A 16,845-nucleotide genomic window follows, 5' to 3' on the forward strand; every position below is an offset into this window, starting at 1 on the left:
TCCGCTCGCCGTTCAGGCCGCCTCCGCCAGGGTTGCCATGCGCGCGTCAAGCACGTTGATGATAACATCATAAGCGCTGGCCATCGGTTCCAGCGTTGCCTCCAGGCCATCGAAACGCCCGCGCGCCATGGCCCTGGCGAGTTTGAACTGCATGACCTTGGCGCCTTCGGCGATATCGCCGGCGGCCTTGGCCGCTTGCTCGAAACTCTCGCGGCGATTTTTCCCGAGCCACTCCAGATGGCTGCCGAGAAGCTCGAAATTCGCGCCTAGCTGCCGCAACGTGTTGAAGGAGTAGATATGAAAATACTCCGGCGGGCGGTGGACCAGCATCTCGATATGGCGGCCGAACGCAGCAGCGTAGGATCGCAACGGATTGTGCTTCGGGCGGCGTGACAGGTGATGTGAGAGCAGTATCGCGGCTGCTCGTGCCATATCTTCCGGCGGCTGCGTGACGCCGAATTTCACGAACTCCGCGTAGGGAAACAGTGGCAACGAGCCCGCGCTCGCAAGGTCAGCGCCGCCGAAGATGCCTTCATAGTCCTCACCACCCAGTGCGAAGACACCATCATTGTGAAAATAGACCATCCGCTGCGTCCGCGGATCGATCTCATTGATACCGATGGTCGTCTTGGAATGGGCCGCGCGATAGGTGATTCCCCTTGTGTCGGGCAGGTAGAAAGCATCGACTTCCACCAGCGGCAGGCGTCCGAGGTCGATCTGTGTCGCAACATGCGTTTCCAGCCGGTCGAAGATCGCCAGTTCCTGGATATCGAGACCCGCAAGCCGCTGCAGATCGGCGATTGGAAACTTGAAGAAGGTGAACTGATCGCCTTCGAAATCCTGGGCAAGGGTAAAGCCGAGCGCGGCCACCGGGTCATGGCCGGTCGCATGCATGACTTCAATCAGCAGGTCGACGTAGCAATTTGTCTGCGGCCAGCGCCGTTCGGCGCTGTGCAATTCATGCGGCCTGTAGCCCGCCGGGTCGAGACCGGGGATCACGGCGTTCATGTCAGGCATCCCAGAGAACCGCGCGGACAGCCGGCGGCCAGGCATTAACGTCGGGGCCATGATGACGAAACAGCGCCAGCGCCACACGTTCCAGGCCGAAGCCGACGCAGGCCGAATGGCAAAGGCTGCCATCGGCGAACTTCAATCCCCAGGTCTGGCCGAAATGATCCTGGTGATAGTTGAAACTCAGGCAGGCTGTCGGCTTTTCCTGGCTGCTCACCGGTATCAGCAGCTCGAATTTCAGCCCCTGGTCGCGCTGGTTGTTGGCCAGCATCTTGCCGCCGCGGCCGAAGAACGGATCGTTGGCGAGATCCAGCTCACAAGGCAACTCCAGCGACTCGACCATCGCCTTGCCGCGCTCAAGCCAGCTCTGGCGAAACGCATGCACATGATCGGCCGTACCGATGCAGACGAATTCCCGCATCCGGAAAAGCTGCATGCGGGCCGGGTCCTGCGATGGCTCATGCCGGAAACAATAGGATGAGAGTTCAAACAGGAGACCGTCCATCGGAACCGGTCCGCGTGCGGCGACCGTCGGATAGAGCGGATAGCAGGCGGCAGGCGTCAGCGCCAACTCCGTTGGCTGCTGCAGTTCGGTCCAGTCCTGGCCGGCGTCCATCATGCCAAGCAGCTTGGCATGGTCGCGCTCGCCGCCCATGAAGGAGTGCACGCACCCGGCAAGCTGCGGAAAGCTTTTCATGTAGCCGCTTTTTTCCAGCGTCGCGCGGCTCATGCCTGGCGGAAAGTGGATACGGGTAGGCTTGTCGACCGCGCCGAGGCGCGTGACCAGGCGCTCGAAACGTTCGATGACTTCCTCGAACATGCCGGAGCGGCCATAGAGGCCGTCGACGCCGGTCTCAAACAGGATGCCGTTATCGAACAGCTTGTCGAGCAGGTCCTTTGAGGTGAATGTCCCGGTATCCATCTCAACCTCCCAGTCTGGCATCGAAGCGGCTCATCAGAAGCAGCGTCGATGTGTTCGCATGAATGCGGTCGTTCGAAATCATCACTGTAGCGGAGGTGATGTCGCGCAGATGCCGGCCGACGCTGAACGGCGTGCCGTTCTTATAGCCAAGGATGCCGCAGATCAGCATTGCGAGCCGCACGATTTCGCCCGCCTTTTCACTCGCGGCCACCTTCAGCGCGTTGATTTCAGCGGCAAAGCCTATCGAGGAGAGATCGTCCTCATTGCGTTCGGCGATCTCGAAACGGCGGATGGCGGCAACGAGATGTCCCTTCATCTCCTGCAGCTTGGCGGCTGCCTCCGACAGGCGTAGCGCGCCTGGCGGCGTCAGGTTTGGCTGCTTGCGGGCGGCTTGCTTGACGAAGGCCTGGGCACGCGCGAAGGCATCGGCCGCAATGCCAAACCATGTCGCTGCCCAATAGATGTGCGAACTCGCCAGCATTGATTGGGCAGCGATCTCCGAAAACGGCTTGGTGAATATCTGCGCGGCATCGCCGGTTGCGGTCAGCAGAAAGCCGTCGGAACAGGTGCCGCGCATGCCGAGCGTGTCCCAAACGGACTTGCGCTCCAGCGTGCGGTTGGCGTCGGCGGGTATGACGATCATGGACTGGTCGGTGCCGGCTGCGTCCGGTGCCCGGCGCGCTGTGGCCAGGATGGCGTCGGCAAAGGCGCCGTAGGAAATCACGGTCGCGTCCTTGGTCAACGAGAAGCGGCCATCGATGACGTTGAGCGCGCAGATAGAATTGCGAAGATCGCCACCAATGCCCGCCTCGGAGGTAGCGGATGCCATCAGCAGCTGCTCGCTGGCAATGCGACGCATGTAGGCACGATGCCATTCGCTGCCAGTCCCATGGCTGGCCAAGCTCGCAATCTGAATCTGGTGCATGCCATAGATCATCGCACTGGAACCGCATGCCTGCGCCAGCTGGACGATCAGGTCGGCAATAGCGGCATGGCCCATTCCCTGGCCGCCGAATTCAATCGGCACAGCCACGCCAAGAAGGCTTTCCTGCTTCAATGCATCGAAGACTTCGTGGGGGAAACGGGCGTCGCGATCGACGGAATCGGCCGCCTTGGCCGCAACTTCGGCAACACGGGCCATGCGCACCGTGGGGGCGTCACTGTGCATGCCGGCAGGGGCGACGCCAATTGCTTTCGCGACATTCATGGTCAGACTGCCTGCCTCGCAAGTTTGGAGACCGCCTCGGCGATGTTGGCAAGCGAGGCGAATGTGCGCCGTGTCAACATTTCCTCTGGAAATTCGGTGTCGAATTCCTCCTCGATCGCCAGCATGATCTGGACGGAGGCGAACGACGTCATCCCCGCATCATAAAGGTTGTCATGATCGGAGAGTGTTTCGATGTTGAATGAAAGCGCCTCGTTGCGGGCGAAAAGTGCACGAATACGATTGATCATCTGTCCAAGTCTCCCTGTCTGGAAGATACGCTTCAACTCTAGCGGCGCAGTTAATGCGAAATCGTATCCGCGATTATGCTTAACCAACGACTTCCGGATCCATTATAATGCCAATGTTTCACCCCGACGCACCATCAGGCATCCAAGGATGCCGACTTGGCGGGCGCAGTGGAAAGGTCACGATCGCGAAGCAACGTGCCCTTTTCACCGCACGTCCGGCCAATGGCGAAGCGGGTGAACCCGATATAGACCACCGTCTGCAGTGACCAGGCGATGGCGCGGGCCATAACGATGCCGAGAGCGCCGCGATCTTGCAGAAACCACGTTGCGATGATGAATGTCAGCGCCCATCCAGCCGTGATCGAAAGTCCGGTCCACATGTAACCGGAGGACACCGGGACCTGTCCGAGCGGCAGGGCGGCGGCGATGATGGCGGCCGCGAGCACCACGATCATGAAAATCGGCCAGTGCTGGGCGGGATCGAGCTTGAACAGCACAAGGAACCAGTTGCCGAACGTCATCATGACCACGACGAAGCCTATGGCTATGGCTATATTGGTGCCGATGCCCATGCCAAGCACGTTGATCACACGCCGGCGGTCGGCCTCGCCGAAGCCGGTCGACAGCATCGGGATAACCACTTGCACCACGATCTGCGGCACGAACAGCAGCAGCGTCTCCAACTGCATGGCAATGAAGTACAGGCCGACCTGGGCAAGACCGTCGGGATTGTTGACCACCATCGCCGTGCAGATCCAGTTCACCGGCTCGTACAGCAGGCTGGCAAGCAGCGCCGGCACCGCATAGCGTGTAACCAGCCGCCACTGCGAAAATGCCTCCCGGAACGCAATCTCAATACCGCGCCGCCGAAGCGCTGCCACTACGGCCGGATAGGCGATGAGGCATCCACCCAAATAAGCGCAGCCCAAGGCGATAAAGCTGCCTGAGAGGCCGTAAAAGTAAAGCCCGACAGGCACCAGCGTGATCATCAATCCTCCAAAGATCACGTTGAGGCGAGCGATGGTCCTGAAGGCCTGGATACCGCTCAGGATGGCCGTCTGGACCGTGTTCATCGCGTTGACCACAATCACAGGCGCGATGATCTGGAGATAGAAAGCGAGCTCCGGTTGCTTCAGCAGCCGACCGGCGATCTCATGCGCGAACAGGAAGATCATCAGGCCGATCAATGCCGCGGCGCCACCGGTGAGGAGGAATGCCATGCCGGCCAGGCGGCCCGCCGTGGCGGGGTCGTTTATCGAGTAGGCGGCGATATTGCGCGTGGCCATCAGGCTCACACCAGCGGATGCCAGCAGGCTGCTCGACATCAGTGTGCCGTAGGTCACTCCGAATTTGCCGACGAATTCAATGCCGAACCAGTGTGAAATCAAAATGGTGGTGATCATCGGCGTCAGCCGAACGATCACCGTTCCAAAGGTCGACCAGAGCAGCCCGGCGCTGAATACCCGAATGTCTGCGGATCGACCGATCAATGTTCTGAGCGACGCAATCAATTCTCGTCCTGTCGATTGGATAATTCTCGCCGACTGCTAACAGGAATGTATGAGCTAAGCGATTACCGCCGAGGCGACCGGTTCGAAAGGTTAACGAACTCTCTGCGCTTGCCTCTCCGCCGCCCGAGAAAACGCGATCCATGGGGTATGAAGAACGTCTGTCTGAGGTATTATAGAGGATTGCTAGACCATTCCTTAAGTCGTGCGGGATAAAGTAGATTTGGAACCTGGCATGCATACCCAACAGTTTTCTCAACGCAGATTGCCAGCAGCCGGCGCCAAGGGTCGCGAGAATGAACTCACGGTTGAACACGGCAGCCGATGGAGAGGCACAGGCTGTCCGGTCCGACAGACCTTGTGGTCGTTTCGAGGTCGCGGCTTTTACCAACCCTTCGGATATCGAGCGCGAATGGCGCCAACTCGAGTCGACCGGCGTGGCAACGATCTTTCAGCGCTATGATTGGGTCGATGCCTACGCCCGGCATGTGCTGCCAAAGGAGAAAGCCACGCCAGCCATAGTATTGGGGCGGCTCGACGGCAATCCGGCCTTCATCCTCCCGCTGGCGACCTCGACGTTCGGACCCGTTCGCGTCGCGACCTGGATCGGCGGAAACCACTCCAGCTACAATTTCGGCCTGTGGAGCCACGAAGCCGCGGCGGTCATGGCCAGCATGAGGCGCACCCAGATTGAAGCCATGTTGCGCGCCGCGCTCGATGGAGTGGACTATGCGGTGCTCAGGAGAATGCCCAGGATCCATGACGACATGGCTCAGCCGCTCGCCGCGCTGTCGCGCAGCCCATCGCATACGGAAGGCTACTCCTTCGCTCTTGCCGGGGGATTTGCGGCTGTGCTGCAGAAAAGAAACGGCGGTTCGCGCCAACGCAAAATCCAATCGAAAGAGCGTAAAATGCGAGAGGCAGGCGTGCTGGAATACGGCACGGTTCGGTCTCTCGAGCGCGGCAATGCCGCTCTCGACTTCTTTTTCGAGCAGAAAGCCTTGCGCCTTGCCGAGCAAGGCCAGCTCAACAGCTTTGGTGCCCCAGGGGTGACGGATTTCTTCCGCGACCTTCTCGATCGCTCCCGGCACATGAGCGAGCCGTTGCTGGAAATGGCGGAGCTTCGGGTGGGCGGCAAGATCTGCGCCGTCATCGGTTCGGCGATACATCGCAAGCGGGTCAACGTATATTTCATGACCTTCGCCAGGGATGAATTGGCGCCACAAAGTCCGGGCCAAGTGCTGACTTTCAGGCAGATCGCGGAGTGCTGCGAACGCGGCATGGCCGCCTATGACCTGGGCGTCGGCTTCGAAGACTTCAAGACCCATTGGTGTGACGTCATCCATGAACTGGATGATGCCTATGTGCCGCTCACATCACGCGGCAAAGCCGCTATCGCGGCGATCCAGCTTGGTCGGGCAGCGACGGATCAACTGCGTCGAAACCCATTTCTGTGGCGGCGCCTTAAATGGTTGAGGGCATATTTGGCGCGCCATGCATTCGCAGGGAACAGATGACGGTCTTGGCCTCGAAACAATCCATCGCGACCGCTGACGTGATATCGCCACAGCAAAGTCCGCTGGCTGGAGTCCGCGTCCTGTTCGTGGCGCCAGACGACTACCCGGCATTCCGTGTCGATCTGGTGGAACTGTTTTCAAACCACCTGGTTGGCCGTGGGCTGAAGATTGACTGGAGCCTGCGGCCTTACGCGGATGGTCCCAAACGCGTCGACGTGCGCGGCGCCGAGCGGTTCTATATCGCTCGTCGCCAGATGACGGAGAAATTCGGTTCGCTCCGTTATATGATGGGGGAAACCCGGCTTCGCCTGAAGCTGGCCTGGCGGGCAATGCGTGGCGAATATAACCTGATACAGATACGCGATCAGCCACTGTGGGGCATCGTGTACGGAATCGCGGCCAGGATCTCCGGTACGCCCTTCGTGTTCTGGATGAGCTATCCCGTGCTGGAAGCGCGCATGCGTATCGCGCTTCACAATCTCGTGCCCATGAGTCTGCCGGCCCGATTTGTTCGACTTGCCTATGCCGTTATCGGCAGCGCCCTCTTCTACCGGGTCGTGCTGCCGCTGTCGGACCATGTCATTGTCCAATCGAAAAGGATGCTTGAGCGCGTTGCCGAACGAGGCATACCGACGAAGAAGATGACGCCGATACCGATGGGGGTCACGGTTGAGCGCTATAATCCCGCGTCGATCCCTGCCACCGACGACCCGCGGCTCATCGGCAAAAAGAGCATGGCTTATATGTGCGCCGATGTTCTGAACCTGACGACCCGTCTGACGTTCGAGGCATTGGCCCTGCTGGTAGCCAACGGTTACGACACGGTGCTGGTGATCATCGGGGCCGTTTCGGCGCACGAGCGTGAACAACTTGCCTCTCAACTCGACAGGCTCGGCCTGTCCGAGAGGGTGATCTTTACCGGACGTCTTCCCCTGGTCGAGGCGCTGGGCTGGGTAAAGCGTGTCGACGTCTGCCTGTCACCGTTCGAGATGGATGCGGCCCAGCAGGTCGCCACGCCCACAAAGCTGGTTGAATATATGGCCATGGGACGGCCGATCGTTGCCACCGTCCACTACGATCAGAGCGAGGTGGTCAACCGCAGCGGCGCCGGTATCGTCACGGCATTTTCGGGCGAAGCAATCGCGGAAGGTGTCGCGCGATTGTTCGACGACCCGGACAAGGCCCGGACGATGGCCGCCAAAGGGCCCGTATGGGTCAAGGCCAACCGTGACTACGCCCGTCTGGCAGACGAAGTTGAGCGCGTCTATACCAGCCTGCTTGCCCGATAGTGGTCGCGGGAGTCGAGGCTCTACTCTTGTTTTTACACAATCTTGGACGGACCCGAACTTCTCGTGGAATTGTGCTGGCAAGCATCGCTGCGGCGGTCTCAAGGCGGCGATTGCTTTCGGCATGTCGCGGCGGATAGGACTCGGTCGACGTGCCGTAAGCTTCTGATTTTATGCATGTCGTTATCCCGGAACCGAGGACACTTCCGGGCGACATGCATTAGCCTGGCATCCCCAATGCCTCGACGATCGAAGGATCGATCCGGTTGTCGTCGGCCCGCTGAATACCAAATTCCCGGCCGTTGATTTCCCAGAGCGCCCAGCCAAATCCCTGCGTCTGCGCAATGCCTGTCACATCCGAAAGCCAGGCCCGGCGATAGGTCGGCTCGGCTCCCGTGAAAATCCGATCGCGCCGCGTCACCCCGCACTCGCCCATCACTATGCGATTCCTCGCGATGCCGTTACGATCTGCCCAGTTCGCCACACGCACGAAGTCTTTCTCGATGCGGGCGCGGTTCCAGCCGTCGGCCAAGAAACCATCGAGAATCCGACGCGCATCGGCCATGGCAGCCGTCTTTGCAGCCTGGTCAAGCGCGGTGTTGGCGGCAATGCGAGCTTCTATTTTCGCCGATATCTCGTCGGGCGAGACAGCGTCGTAAGGATAAGGAAGATCGACGACGTAGGGCGAACAGGGGGCGTCCGGCGTCCCAAAATCGATGCCTTGATGGGTGAAGCTGAGCGGCATGTAGTAGTGGTAGGAAAACAGCGTATTGCTATCGTTGAATGGTGATGGATCCAGATCCGTAAGCCCACTGATGCCGCCATAGTCGGCGCCGGTCAGCAGGATCGGCAGATCGACCGCCGCCCGCCGCGCCGCATCGTGCAGAACCAGCTGCGCCGCGCCCCAGACTTGGACCTGGGTTCGATGACTCGCCTCCCCGACCACCGGCTCATTCATGAGTTCCAGCGCGACCCGCTCCGACCGCAGTTCACCCAGCAGAGCCGCCAGCCGGCTGATCATCGCGGTGTATTGAGCAAAAAGCGGCGCCTTCAGATCCGCCAGGATTGACTGAACCGAATAGGCCGGCACCTGCTCGACCGGATGGCAATCCACGATCACCGAAAGCCCGAGCTCCTGGAAGAGTTGCAAATTGTCCATGAGCTTCCGCTCCAGCGCGTCCCTGTCGCTGCCCTGCAACTGAATGAACGGACCGACGTCCAAGGTGAGTCGGATAAAGTCGAATCCAACCTGCGCAAAATCGCGCACCAATTCGGCTGGGAAGACGTTTCGGGCCGTTTCGAACGGGCGCGCCAGATAGTGTTGTGGATCGCCGTCGCGCAACGCTCCCCAATTCATCATTGTATGGATCGAACCGCCGTGTTGAAAACGGGAATTCGTTTTTGGCGCCGCGGCAGCACGCACCGACAGCGCCGTCAGCGCGGCAATCGAAGCTGACAGAAGCTGGCGTCGTGAGAGTTCCATATGGCGGCGCTCCTTGCGAGGCCCGGCAAGCCCGCGCCTATAAAGATACGGTACCCGGCCGGTGCGCGCGAGGACAACGCGACAAAGATGCCGATTAAGGTTAGCGGAGCCGTCCGCCCGATAGCGGCCGATGTTAATCTCAAGGCAATGGCAGTCCGTTAGAATCTGCTCCATGTTGAGACGTTTGACCTGGTATGCACGACGGCTTGCCGTGATGGAACATGGCGAGGTCCGTCATCGGTTTCGTGAGCAGTTGGAGCGCAGGCGCGCGCGGCGCGAGCGCCACAACTGGTCCGACTTTGCAACGGCCGGTGCGCGACCCAAGGTGTTGCCGCTGTTTGCGCCCCTGTTCGAAGCGGACTTGCCGCTGCCTGTCGCACAGCAACTGCAAACCGCCGCTGCCGCGTTTCGCGCCGGACGGCTGAGACTGCTCAATCGCGATTGGCCTGTATCGATGCTGGACAGTAGCGGCCGTGTCGATCCGGTGATCTGGCGACTGGACCCGGTGAGTGGCGCAAGCTGGCCTGGCGCCGAGCGATCGACCTTCGACATCAATTTCCGCTTCGGCGAGGAGCATGGAGACGTCAAGTACGTGGCCGAGGCAAACCGGCTGCATTTTCTGGCGGCGCCGGCAATCCATGCCCGCCGGGAAAACGACGCAAGCCTTGCCGACGCCATACTCGGCTCCGTCTTCTCGTGGATGGAAGCGAATGTTCCCGGCCGCGGCATCAATTGGTATTCAGGCATCGAGGCCGGCTATAGGCTGATCTCGCTGTCCATCATCATAGCGTCGCTCGATCCATGGATCGACCGGGCTGCCGGCGAGCGGCTGGCGTCCTTTGTCTGCGCCCACGGCCTGTGGCTTGCCAGGTTTCCCTCACTCCATTCCTCGGCCAACAATCACCTCGTCGCCGAGGCGATGGGCCTTGTGCTTGCCGCACGCATGCTGCCGAACCACTCCGACGCCTCGCCCTGGTTGACACACGGTCGGACGCATCTTGAAGACAGAGCGCTGGCCCTGTTCCATAGGGACGGCGTGGGCAAGGAGCAGTCGCCGGCCTACAGCGCTTTCACGCTCGAAATGCTGCTCATCGGCTTCAGCGTCTTGGGCGGCGCCACAGAAACCGCACGTAAGCGCATGGCGGAAGCCGCCCGCGCCTTGAATTTCTTTCTCGATGATGCGGGCCATACGCCGTTGATCGGCGATGACGACCAGAGCCGCATCCTGTTGGCATTCGGCAGCGACGAGCCGCGTTATGTCGCGTCCATCGTCGGCGCGATTGCCGGTTTTCTGGATCAGCCCGAACTCGGACCGGCTATACGCGATCCGCATTGGCGCGATGCCGTATTCGCCACCCCATCGTTGACGCCACTGCCTGCCGACGGCGCGGTTACCCTTGAAGAGGGCGGCTATACCATCCGGCGCGGTGCCATAAAGGGCCGCCGTGTCCATTTTGTCTTCGATCACGGGCCGCTTGGATTTGGCGCCTTGGCCGCACATGGCCACGCCGATGCGCTCGCGGTATGGCTCTCACTGGATGGCCTGCCGCTGCTGGTCGATGCGGGCACGCATCTTTATCATTCGGAAGGCGAAAGTCGCCGGCGCTTGCGGGTAAGCGCCGTACACAATACCCTTACAATGGACGGCGTCAGCCAAAGCGAGCCGTCAGGTGCTTTCAACTGGATGCCACGGCGTGCCCAAGCAACATTGGACGCCAGGTCGCAAGCGTCCCGGCTGAAAGTATCCGCCTCGCATGATGGTTACATGAGGCGCTTCGGCGTCATTCACCATCGGGATATAGAAGAAACCGCCGAGGGTTTTCTGATCACGGACCGGCTGGTTGGCACGAAGCCGTCCGGGACGGTCGAGATCGCCTTCCTGATTTCGCCGGAACTCAGCGTGTCGGTCGAGGGCAATTGTGTGGTGGCACGCCGCAACGGCCGGTCGGAACTCAACATCGTAGCACCCGAAAGCGCCGAGATCGAGATTGTACGCGGCGACCAGGCATCCGGACGCGGTCTGCAGTCGGCTGGATTCGGGCTCCTCGATAAGGCGGCAACCGTTGTTTTCAAGGCGCCTGGCCACCGGATGCAGTGGCAAAGCAGATTGCTGATCGGTTTGCTAACCTGACCTTTACTTGTCTTTTTTATGTTCTTCGAAAATAAGCGTGAAGGTGGCTCGATCCGCCTTTCGAAAGAAAGAACAGGACGGGCGAGCTATGAAAGTTTCCATCTTCGGGTTGGGATATGTCGGTACTGTTTGTGCCGCGTGCCTGGCCGAGCGCGGGCATGACGTCATCGGCTGCGACGTCAGCGAGGCCAAGGTCGATCTCATAAACAGTGGCCGAAGCCCTATCATCGAGAAAGACGTCGGCGAACTTGTCGCTGCCAATGTCGCGTCGGGTCGTCTAAAGGCCTCATCCTCGACCGAGGAAGCCGTGATGAACAGCGACTTGTCGTTGCTTTGCGTCGGCACGCCCTCACGCCCCAACGGCTCACTGGATCTGTCGGCGGTTCAGGCGGTATCGCGCCAAATCGGATCGTCTCTTTCCAGAAAGGCCGACTATCACTCGGTCGTCGTTCGCTCGACCGTGCTGCCGGGGACGTTGTCCGACATCGTCATTCCGGCGCTCCAGGCAACTGCATCAAGGAAACTGGGCGAAACGTTCGGCGTGGCCTCAAACCCCGAATTCATGCGCGAGGGGTCGGCGGTCGCCGATTTCAATAATCCAGCCAAGACCGTGATCGGCGTTGACGATGAGATAACCCGGGATCGGCTGTTGGAGCTCTACGCAGGCCTGCCTGGCCGCGTTGTCGTCACAGAGCCCCGGTTGGCTGAACTGGTCAAATACACAGACAACACCTGGCATGCGCTTAAGGTCGCCTTCGGCAACGAAATCGGCAATATCTGCAAGGCGGCGGGCGTTGACAGCCATGAGCTGATGGAGGTGTTCTTCGCCGACACCAAGCTGAATATCTCGAATGCCTATCTTCTGCCCGGCTTTGCGTTCGGCGGCTCGTGCTTGCCGAAGGACGTACGTGCAATCAACGCCTACGCGATCCAGAACGATGTGGAAGCACCGCTGCTTAAATCCCTGCTGCCGTCGAACAAGCAGCAGGTCGAGCGCGCACTGGACCGCTTGCTAAGTTATGGCAAGCGCAAAATCGGCTTCCTCGGCTTCTCCTTCAAAGCAGGCACCGACGATTTGCGCGAAAGCCCCTATCTGGAACTTATCGAGCGGCTTGTCGGGAAGGGCTGCGACATCCGCATTTTTGACCCGAACGTGTCGTTGGCAAAGCTGATGGGCGCCAACAAAACATACCTAATGAACGCGATCCCGCACGTTACGCAGCTGATGGTCCCCTCGCTCGACGAGATGGTGATGCATTCGGACGTTGTCGTGGCCACCAGTCGTTCGCCCGAATATGAAACTGTGGTTGACAAGATGAATGCAGACCAGACGCTTCTCGACATGGCCAGGCTGCCGAACACGAACCGGTTTGCGGGGACCTATGACGGCATCAACTGGTAAGCGCATCCTCATCATCGTCGAAAATCTGCCGGTCCCCTTCGACCGCCGCGTCTGGTCAGAGGCAACCACGCTGGTGAAAGCCGGCTATCAAGTGTCGGTGATCTGCCCGAAAGGCAAGGGCGCGACGGCGCCATACGAGGTGATCGACGGCGTCCATATCTATCGCCACTCGCTGCCGCTCGACGCCGAGGGCTTCCTTGGCTACGTGCTGGAGTACAGCACCGCGCTGTTTTGGGAATTCCTGCTGTCATTCAAAGTGGCGCGGCAACGCGGTTTCGACGCGATCCATGCCTGCAACCCACCAGATACGATTTTCCTCATCGGCGGGTTCTACAAGTTGTTCGGCAAGAAGTTCCTGTTCGACCATCACGACATCAATCCAGAGCTCTACGAGGCCAAGTTCGGCAAGCGCGGCATCGGCTGGAAATTCATGGTCTGGTTGGAGCGGCTTTCGTTCCGAACCGCCAATGTCTCGATCGCCACCAATGAAAGCTACCGCGACATCGCCATCAGACGGGGGGGCATGCCCCCCGAGAAGGTGCATATCGTGCGTTCTGGCCCGAATCTGGACCGGGTCAGAGAGGTTGCGCCCGATCCGAAATGGCGCAATGGTCGCCGCTTCGTCGTCGGCTATGTCGGCGTCATCGGCAAGCAGGAAGGGCTCGACCTTCTGCTCGACTCGGTCGACCACCTGGTGAATGCCAAAGGGCGCCAGGATATACAGTTCGTGATCTGCGGCGGCGGTCCCGAGCTTGATGCCATCAAGGCGGATACAGTCGCGCGCGGGCTCGGCGAGTACGTCACCTATACCGGTCGCTGCCCGGACGAGATTCTGTTTTCCGCGCTCTCGACAGCCGATGTCTGCGTCAATCCCGACCGGCCCACGGCGATGAACGACAAATCGACCATGAACAAGATCATGGAATATATGGCGCTTGGCAAACCGATCGTGCAATACGATCTGCGGGAAGGCCGCTTTTCGGCGCAAGGCGCCTCGCTCTATGCAACCTGCACGGAGCCGACCGACTTCGGCGACAAAATCGCCGAACTCCTCGACGACAGCGAGCGCCGCGCGACCATGGGCGCGTTAGGCCGTGAGCGGGTACGCAAGGAACTCGCCTGGAGCCACGAGGGTCCGAAGTTGCTGGCCGCCTATGACGCCTTGTTCGGCACGCCTTCCAGGAGCCACATCCAGAAGCCAAGTTCGGGGTCCGACCCGGCCATGTGCAGCGGTCAGGGCTAGCCGCGATGTGCGGAATTTTTGGGTTCCACGCCCGATCACGCTTGCCTCTCGCCGAAACGCTGGATGGGGCCACGGATCGGCTGGCCCATCGCGGTCCGGACGGACGCGGAACATTGATCATGCGGAGCCCGGATGGCGAGTGGCAGGCCGGAATCGGTCATCGTCGGCTGTCGATCCTTGATATCGAGGGCAGCCCGCAGCCGATGCATTCGCATGACGGCCGATATGTCATCGTCTACAATGGCGAGGTCTACAATTATATCGAATTGCGCGCCGAACTCATGGAACGCGGACATCGCTTTGCCACGCAAGGCGACACCGAAGTCGTGATCGAGGCCTGGCGCGCCTGGGGCGACGACTGCCTGCCGCGCCTCAACGGCATGTTTGCCTTCCTGCTTTGGGACAGCGAAACCGGCCGCCTCTATGCCGCGCGCGATCCTTTCGGCAAGAAACCGCTCTTCCTGGCTTCCGGGGATGGCTTCCACGCCTTCGCCTCCGAAATCGATTCGCTGCGCCATTTTCCGGGTGTCGACGACCGTCTGGATCAGGATTCGCTGCGCGAATTTCTCAGCTATCGCTATGTCCNTGGACCGGCCACCTTCTTTCGCGGCATCTCCAAGGTTCCGCCAGGAACCTTCATGGTGGTCGATGGCGCCAACATCCGTGCGGAGCGCTATTTCACGACGCCTTTTTCACGCACGTCGCCCACCGTCGAAAGCTTCGACGAGGCGGTGAAGCTTTTTGGCGAGAAGCTTGATGAGGCGGTACGGCTCAGATTGCGCTCGGATGCGCCGTTTGGCGCATATCTTTCCGGCGGGCTCGATTCCTCGATGATCGTTGCGCTGATGAGCCGTCACATGGGCAAGCCCGTGGCGACCTATTCAGTAGGGTTCGATGTGCCCGGCTCCTCCGAATTACCCTATGCCAGGCAAGTCGCCGACACCTTCGGCAGCGACCACAGTGAGCTCGTCGTGAACATGGATGCGTTCACGTCGGTGTGGGAGGAGGCGGTGCTGCGGCGGGGCGCGCCGGTATCCGAGCCGTCGGACCTGCCGGTTCTGCTTTTGTCACGGCTGGCGAGCCGCACCGTCAAGATGGTGCTTACCGGCGAAGGCGCCGACGAGCTCTTGGGAGGCTATCCCAAGCATCGCGCCGAGCCGTGGGTTTCCATGTACCAGAGTCTGGTGCCGGGCGGCTTGCACGAAGCCCTTGTGGGTCCCGGCGCACGCGCCCTGCCCTATGCGGCGCGGCGACTGAAGATCTTGGCCGGCGTCGCCGGCATTCGCGATGCACAGGCCCGTATGGTGGCCTGGTTCGGCGGAGCAGACGGCGGACAAGCCGAAGCGCTCTATGCCGGTCCGCCCCAATCGCGCGATCTCGACCCGCTGCCGTTCACGACGGATGGCGAAATCAGCCCGCTCAAACGCATGCTGCATTTCGATCAGACGTCATGGCTGCCGGATAATCTTCTCGAGCGCGGCGATCGCATGATGATGGCGGGGTCGATCGAAGGGCGCATGCCATTCATGGATGTCGGCCTGGCCGAACTCGTCGCCCAATTTCCCGATGCTTTCTTGACCGGCGCGCCAAAGGGCAAGCGCGTGCTGCGATCGCTTGCAGCGCAATTGCTTCCCCGCCAGATCCTGGAGCGCAAGAAGGTCGGCTTCCGGGTACCTGTCGAGCAATGGTTCCGTACCGGCATGTCGGATCAGCTTCGAGATCTGCTGCAGAGTGACAGCGCCACGGTGCGCAATGTCTGCAATGCGCGCGAGATAGACCGACTGATGAGCGAGCACCTGGGTGGCGCTCACAATCACGAGAAGATCCTGTGGGCGCTTGCCAATCTGGAGCAGTTCTTCCGGGTGTTCCGGCCGACGCTCGATGCTGAACAGCCGCAAGCCGCTCAGCGACGGGTCGCCAGCGCCTTCCGATAGGCTCCCTGAAGACCTTCGATCATGGTTTCGAGGCGGAAACGCGCGTTATAGATATCGCGCGACGCGGTTCGAAACGCTTCGCGGCGCGCGCCGTTTTCAATCAATTGCGCAAGGGCATGCGCAAGCTCTTCCGCATCGTCCGGCTTCACGCTTAGACCGTTCCGACCTTCCCTCAATACGTCGGGCACCGAGCCGACCGATGTCGCGACCAGGGCTGCGCCCGCACACGCACCCTCAAGCAGGCAAACCGGCAAGACCTCATTGCGTGACGGCAGGACGACGATATCGGCCTGCCGATAGAGCGGCAGGATCGTCTCGAGCGCCAGCCAGCCGGTGAATTCCACCTGGCCGAAAAGCCCTGAACTTATGGCGCGGTCGCGGAAGGCGGCGACATCGCCGGCACCCGCGAAGGTCGCGCGCCATTGCGGCAGATCCTTCGGCAGCAGCGCAAGTGCCTGAAGCAATACCCCGGCGCCTTTGGCCTCGGTGAGGTTGCCGGCAAACAACAGTCGAACGGGCGCATTCTCCTCGCGCGGTTGCGGTGCATCAAAAGCGAAGTCGGCGACGCCATTGGACACGACGTCGAAGCGATCCGGCGGCATGTGATAAAAGTGGGCGACGAAGTCTCGCCAGTAATCGCCAAGCACGATGATGGCGTCGGCTCGCTCAAAGACAAGGCGCAAGACACGGACCCAGCCGCGTTGCGCATCTCCGGGCTTGGGAAAGGCCGAGCCATGAAAGTGGACGACCGTGGCCGCGCCGGCCAATCGCGCCATGGACTGCATGACCCATTTCCTCCACGACGATGCATTCGTCGCGGTGTTGAGGTGGACGATGTCATACCGGCGGGTTGCCAGCAGCCAGCCATAGCGGATCAATGCGAACGGGAAATGTGCCAGCCAACCGACACCGGACGCGTCGCCCCGCGAGGCCAGGAAATCCATCTCGATCGC

The 16,845-nt window shown here is 60.7% G+C and carries 13 protein-coding genes; 6 read left to right on the forward strand and 7 right to left on the reverse strand.

Annotation, left to right across the window (positions count from 1 at the left end):
- Positions 1-12: 12 nt before the first annotated feature.
- The 5 genes from M653_RS0114600 to M653_RS0114620 all read right to left on the reverse strand — a co-directional run bounded on the left by M653_RS0114600 (position 13) and on the right by M653_RS0114620 (position 4,899).
- Entirely contained in the window at positions 13-1,008 is a 996-nt protein-coding gene (locus tag M653_RS0114600; protein ID WP_027144018.1) for a DUF1839 family protein, read from the reverse strand.
- A 1-nt stretch (position 1,009) separates the two neighbouring features.
- Positions 1,010-1,933: an amino acid--[acyl-carrier-protein] ligase gene (locus M653_RS0114605; protein ID WP_027144019.1), complete on the reverse strand. Its 924-nt coding sequence runs from the start codon at positions 1,931-1,933 to the stop codon at positions 1,010-1,012.
- 1 nt (position 1,934) lies between these two features.
- The gene (locus tag M653_RS0114610) at positions 1,935-3,101 is read right to left on the reverse strand and encodes an acyl-CoA dehydrogenase family protein (protein ID WP_027144020.1); all 1,167 of its coding nucleotides are present in this window, start codon (positions 3,099-3,101) and stop codon (positions 1,935-1,937) included.
- A gap of 41 nt (positions 3,102-3,142) precedes the next feature.
- Positions 3,143-3,388, reverse strand: coding sequence for an acyl carrier protein (locus M653_RS0114615; protein WP_027144021.1), 246 nt, complete (start codon positions 3,386-3,388; stop codon positions 3,143-3,145).
- 134 nt (positions 3,389-3,522) lie between these two features.
- Positions 3,523-4,899 carry an oligosaccharide flippase family protein gene (locus M653_RS0114620; RefSeq protein ID WP_198028778.1) on the reverse strand — a complete coding sequence of 459 codons (1,377 nt, stop codon included), beginning with the start codon at positions 4,897-4,899 and terminating at the stop codon, positions 3,523-3,525.
- A 305-nt stretch (positions 4,900-5,204) separates the two neighbouring features.
- On the opposite strand from M653_RS0114620, the gene M653_RS0114625 reads away from it, so the two are divergent.
- Together M653_RS0114625 and M653_RS0114630 are read left to right on the forward strand one after the other, a co-directional pair.
- Positions 5,205-6,413 carry a GNAT family N-acetyltransferase gene (locus M653_RS0114625; protein ID WP_032935326.1) on the forward strand — a complete coding sequence of 403 codons (1,209 nt, stop codon included), beginning with the start codon at positions 5,205-5,207 and terminating at the stop codon, positions 6,411-6,413.
- On the forward strand, positions 6,410-7,702 hold the full coding sequence (locus tag M653_RS0114630) for a glycosyltransferase (RefSeq protein WP_027144024.1): 1,293 nt from the start codon (positions 6,410-6,412) through the stop codon (positions 7,700-7,702). Before M653_RS0114625 ends, M653_RS0114630 begins: the two co-directional genes overlap by 4 nt.
- Before the next feature lie 217 nt (positions 7,703-7,919).
- Here the strand turns inward: M653_RS0114630 and M653_RS0114635 are convergent, their stop codons facing one another.
- Positions 7,920-9,182, reverse strand: coding sequence for a cellulase family glycosylhydrolase (locus M653_RS0114635; RefSeq protein WP_027144025.1), 1,263 nt, complete (start codon positions 9,180-9,182; stop codon positions 7,920-7,922).
- A gap of 172 nt (positions 9,183-9,354) precedes the next feature.
- Between M653_RS0114635 and M653_RS01000000132580 the strand changes: the two genes are divergently transcribed.
- From M653_RS01000000132580 to asnB, 4 genes are all read left to right on the forward strand, one after another.
- On the forward strand, positions 9,355-11,313 hold the full coding sequence (locus M653_RS01000000132580) for a heparinase II/III-family protein (protein WP_198028780.1): 1,959 nt from the start codon (positions 9,355-9,357) through the stop codon (positions 11,311-11,313).
- An 88-nt stretch (positions 11,314-11,401) separates the two neighbouring features.
- A complete protein-coding gene (locus M653_RS0114645) occupies positions 11,402-12,715 on the forward strand; it encodes a UDP-glucose/GDP-mannose dehydrogenase family protein (RefSeq protein WP_027144026.1) in 1,314 nt (437 codons plus the stop codon).
- The gene (locus M653_RS1000000134425) at positions 12,696-13,958 is read left to right on the forward strand and encodes a glycosyltransferase family 4 protein (RefSeq protein ID WP_156938198.1); all 1,263 of its coding nucleotides are present in this window, start codon (positions 12,696-12,698) and stop codon (positions 13,956-13,958) included. Before M653_RS0114645 ends, M653_RS1000000134425 begins: the two co-directional genes overlap by 20 nt.
- A gap of 5 nt (positions 13,959-13,963) precedes the next feature.
- Entirely contained in the window at positions 13,964-15,892 is a 1,929-nt protein-coding gene (gene asnB / locus M653_RS01000000132590; RefSeq protein ID WP_084636687.1) for an asparagine synthase (glutamine-hydrolyzing), read from the forward strand.
- On the opposite strand, the gene M653_RS0114660 is transcribed toward asnB, so the two are convergent.
- Positions 15,862-16,836, reverse strand: a complete 975-nt coding sequence (locus M653_RS0114660) for a glycosyltransferase family 4 protein (RefSeq protein ID WP_027144027.1) — start codon at positions 16,834-16,836, stop codon at positions 15,862-15,864. The genes asnB and M653_RS0114660 overlap by 31 nt on opposite strands.
- Between the last annotated feature and the right edge of the window lie 9 nt (positions 16,837-16,845).

Source organism: Mesorhizobium sp. WSM3626, from assembly GCF_000513935.1.
GTDB lineage: Bacteria > Pseudomonadota > Alphaproteobacteria > Rhizobiales > Rhizobiaceae > Mesorhizobium > Mesorhizobium salmacidum.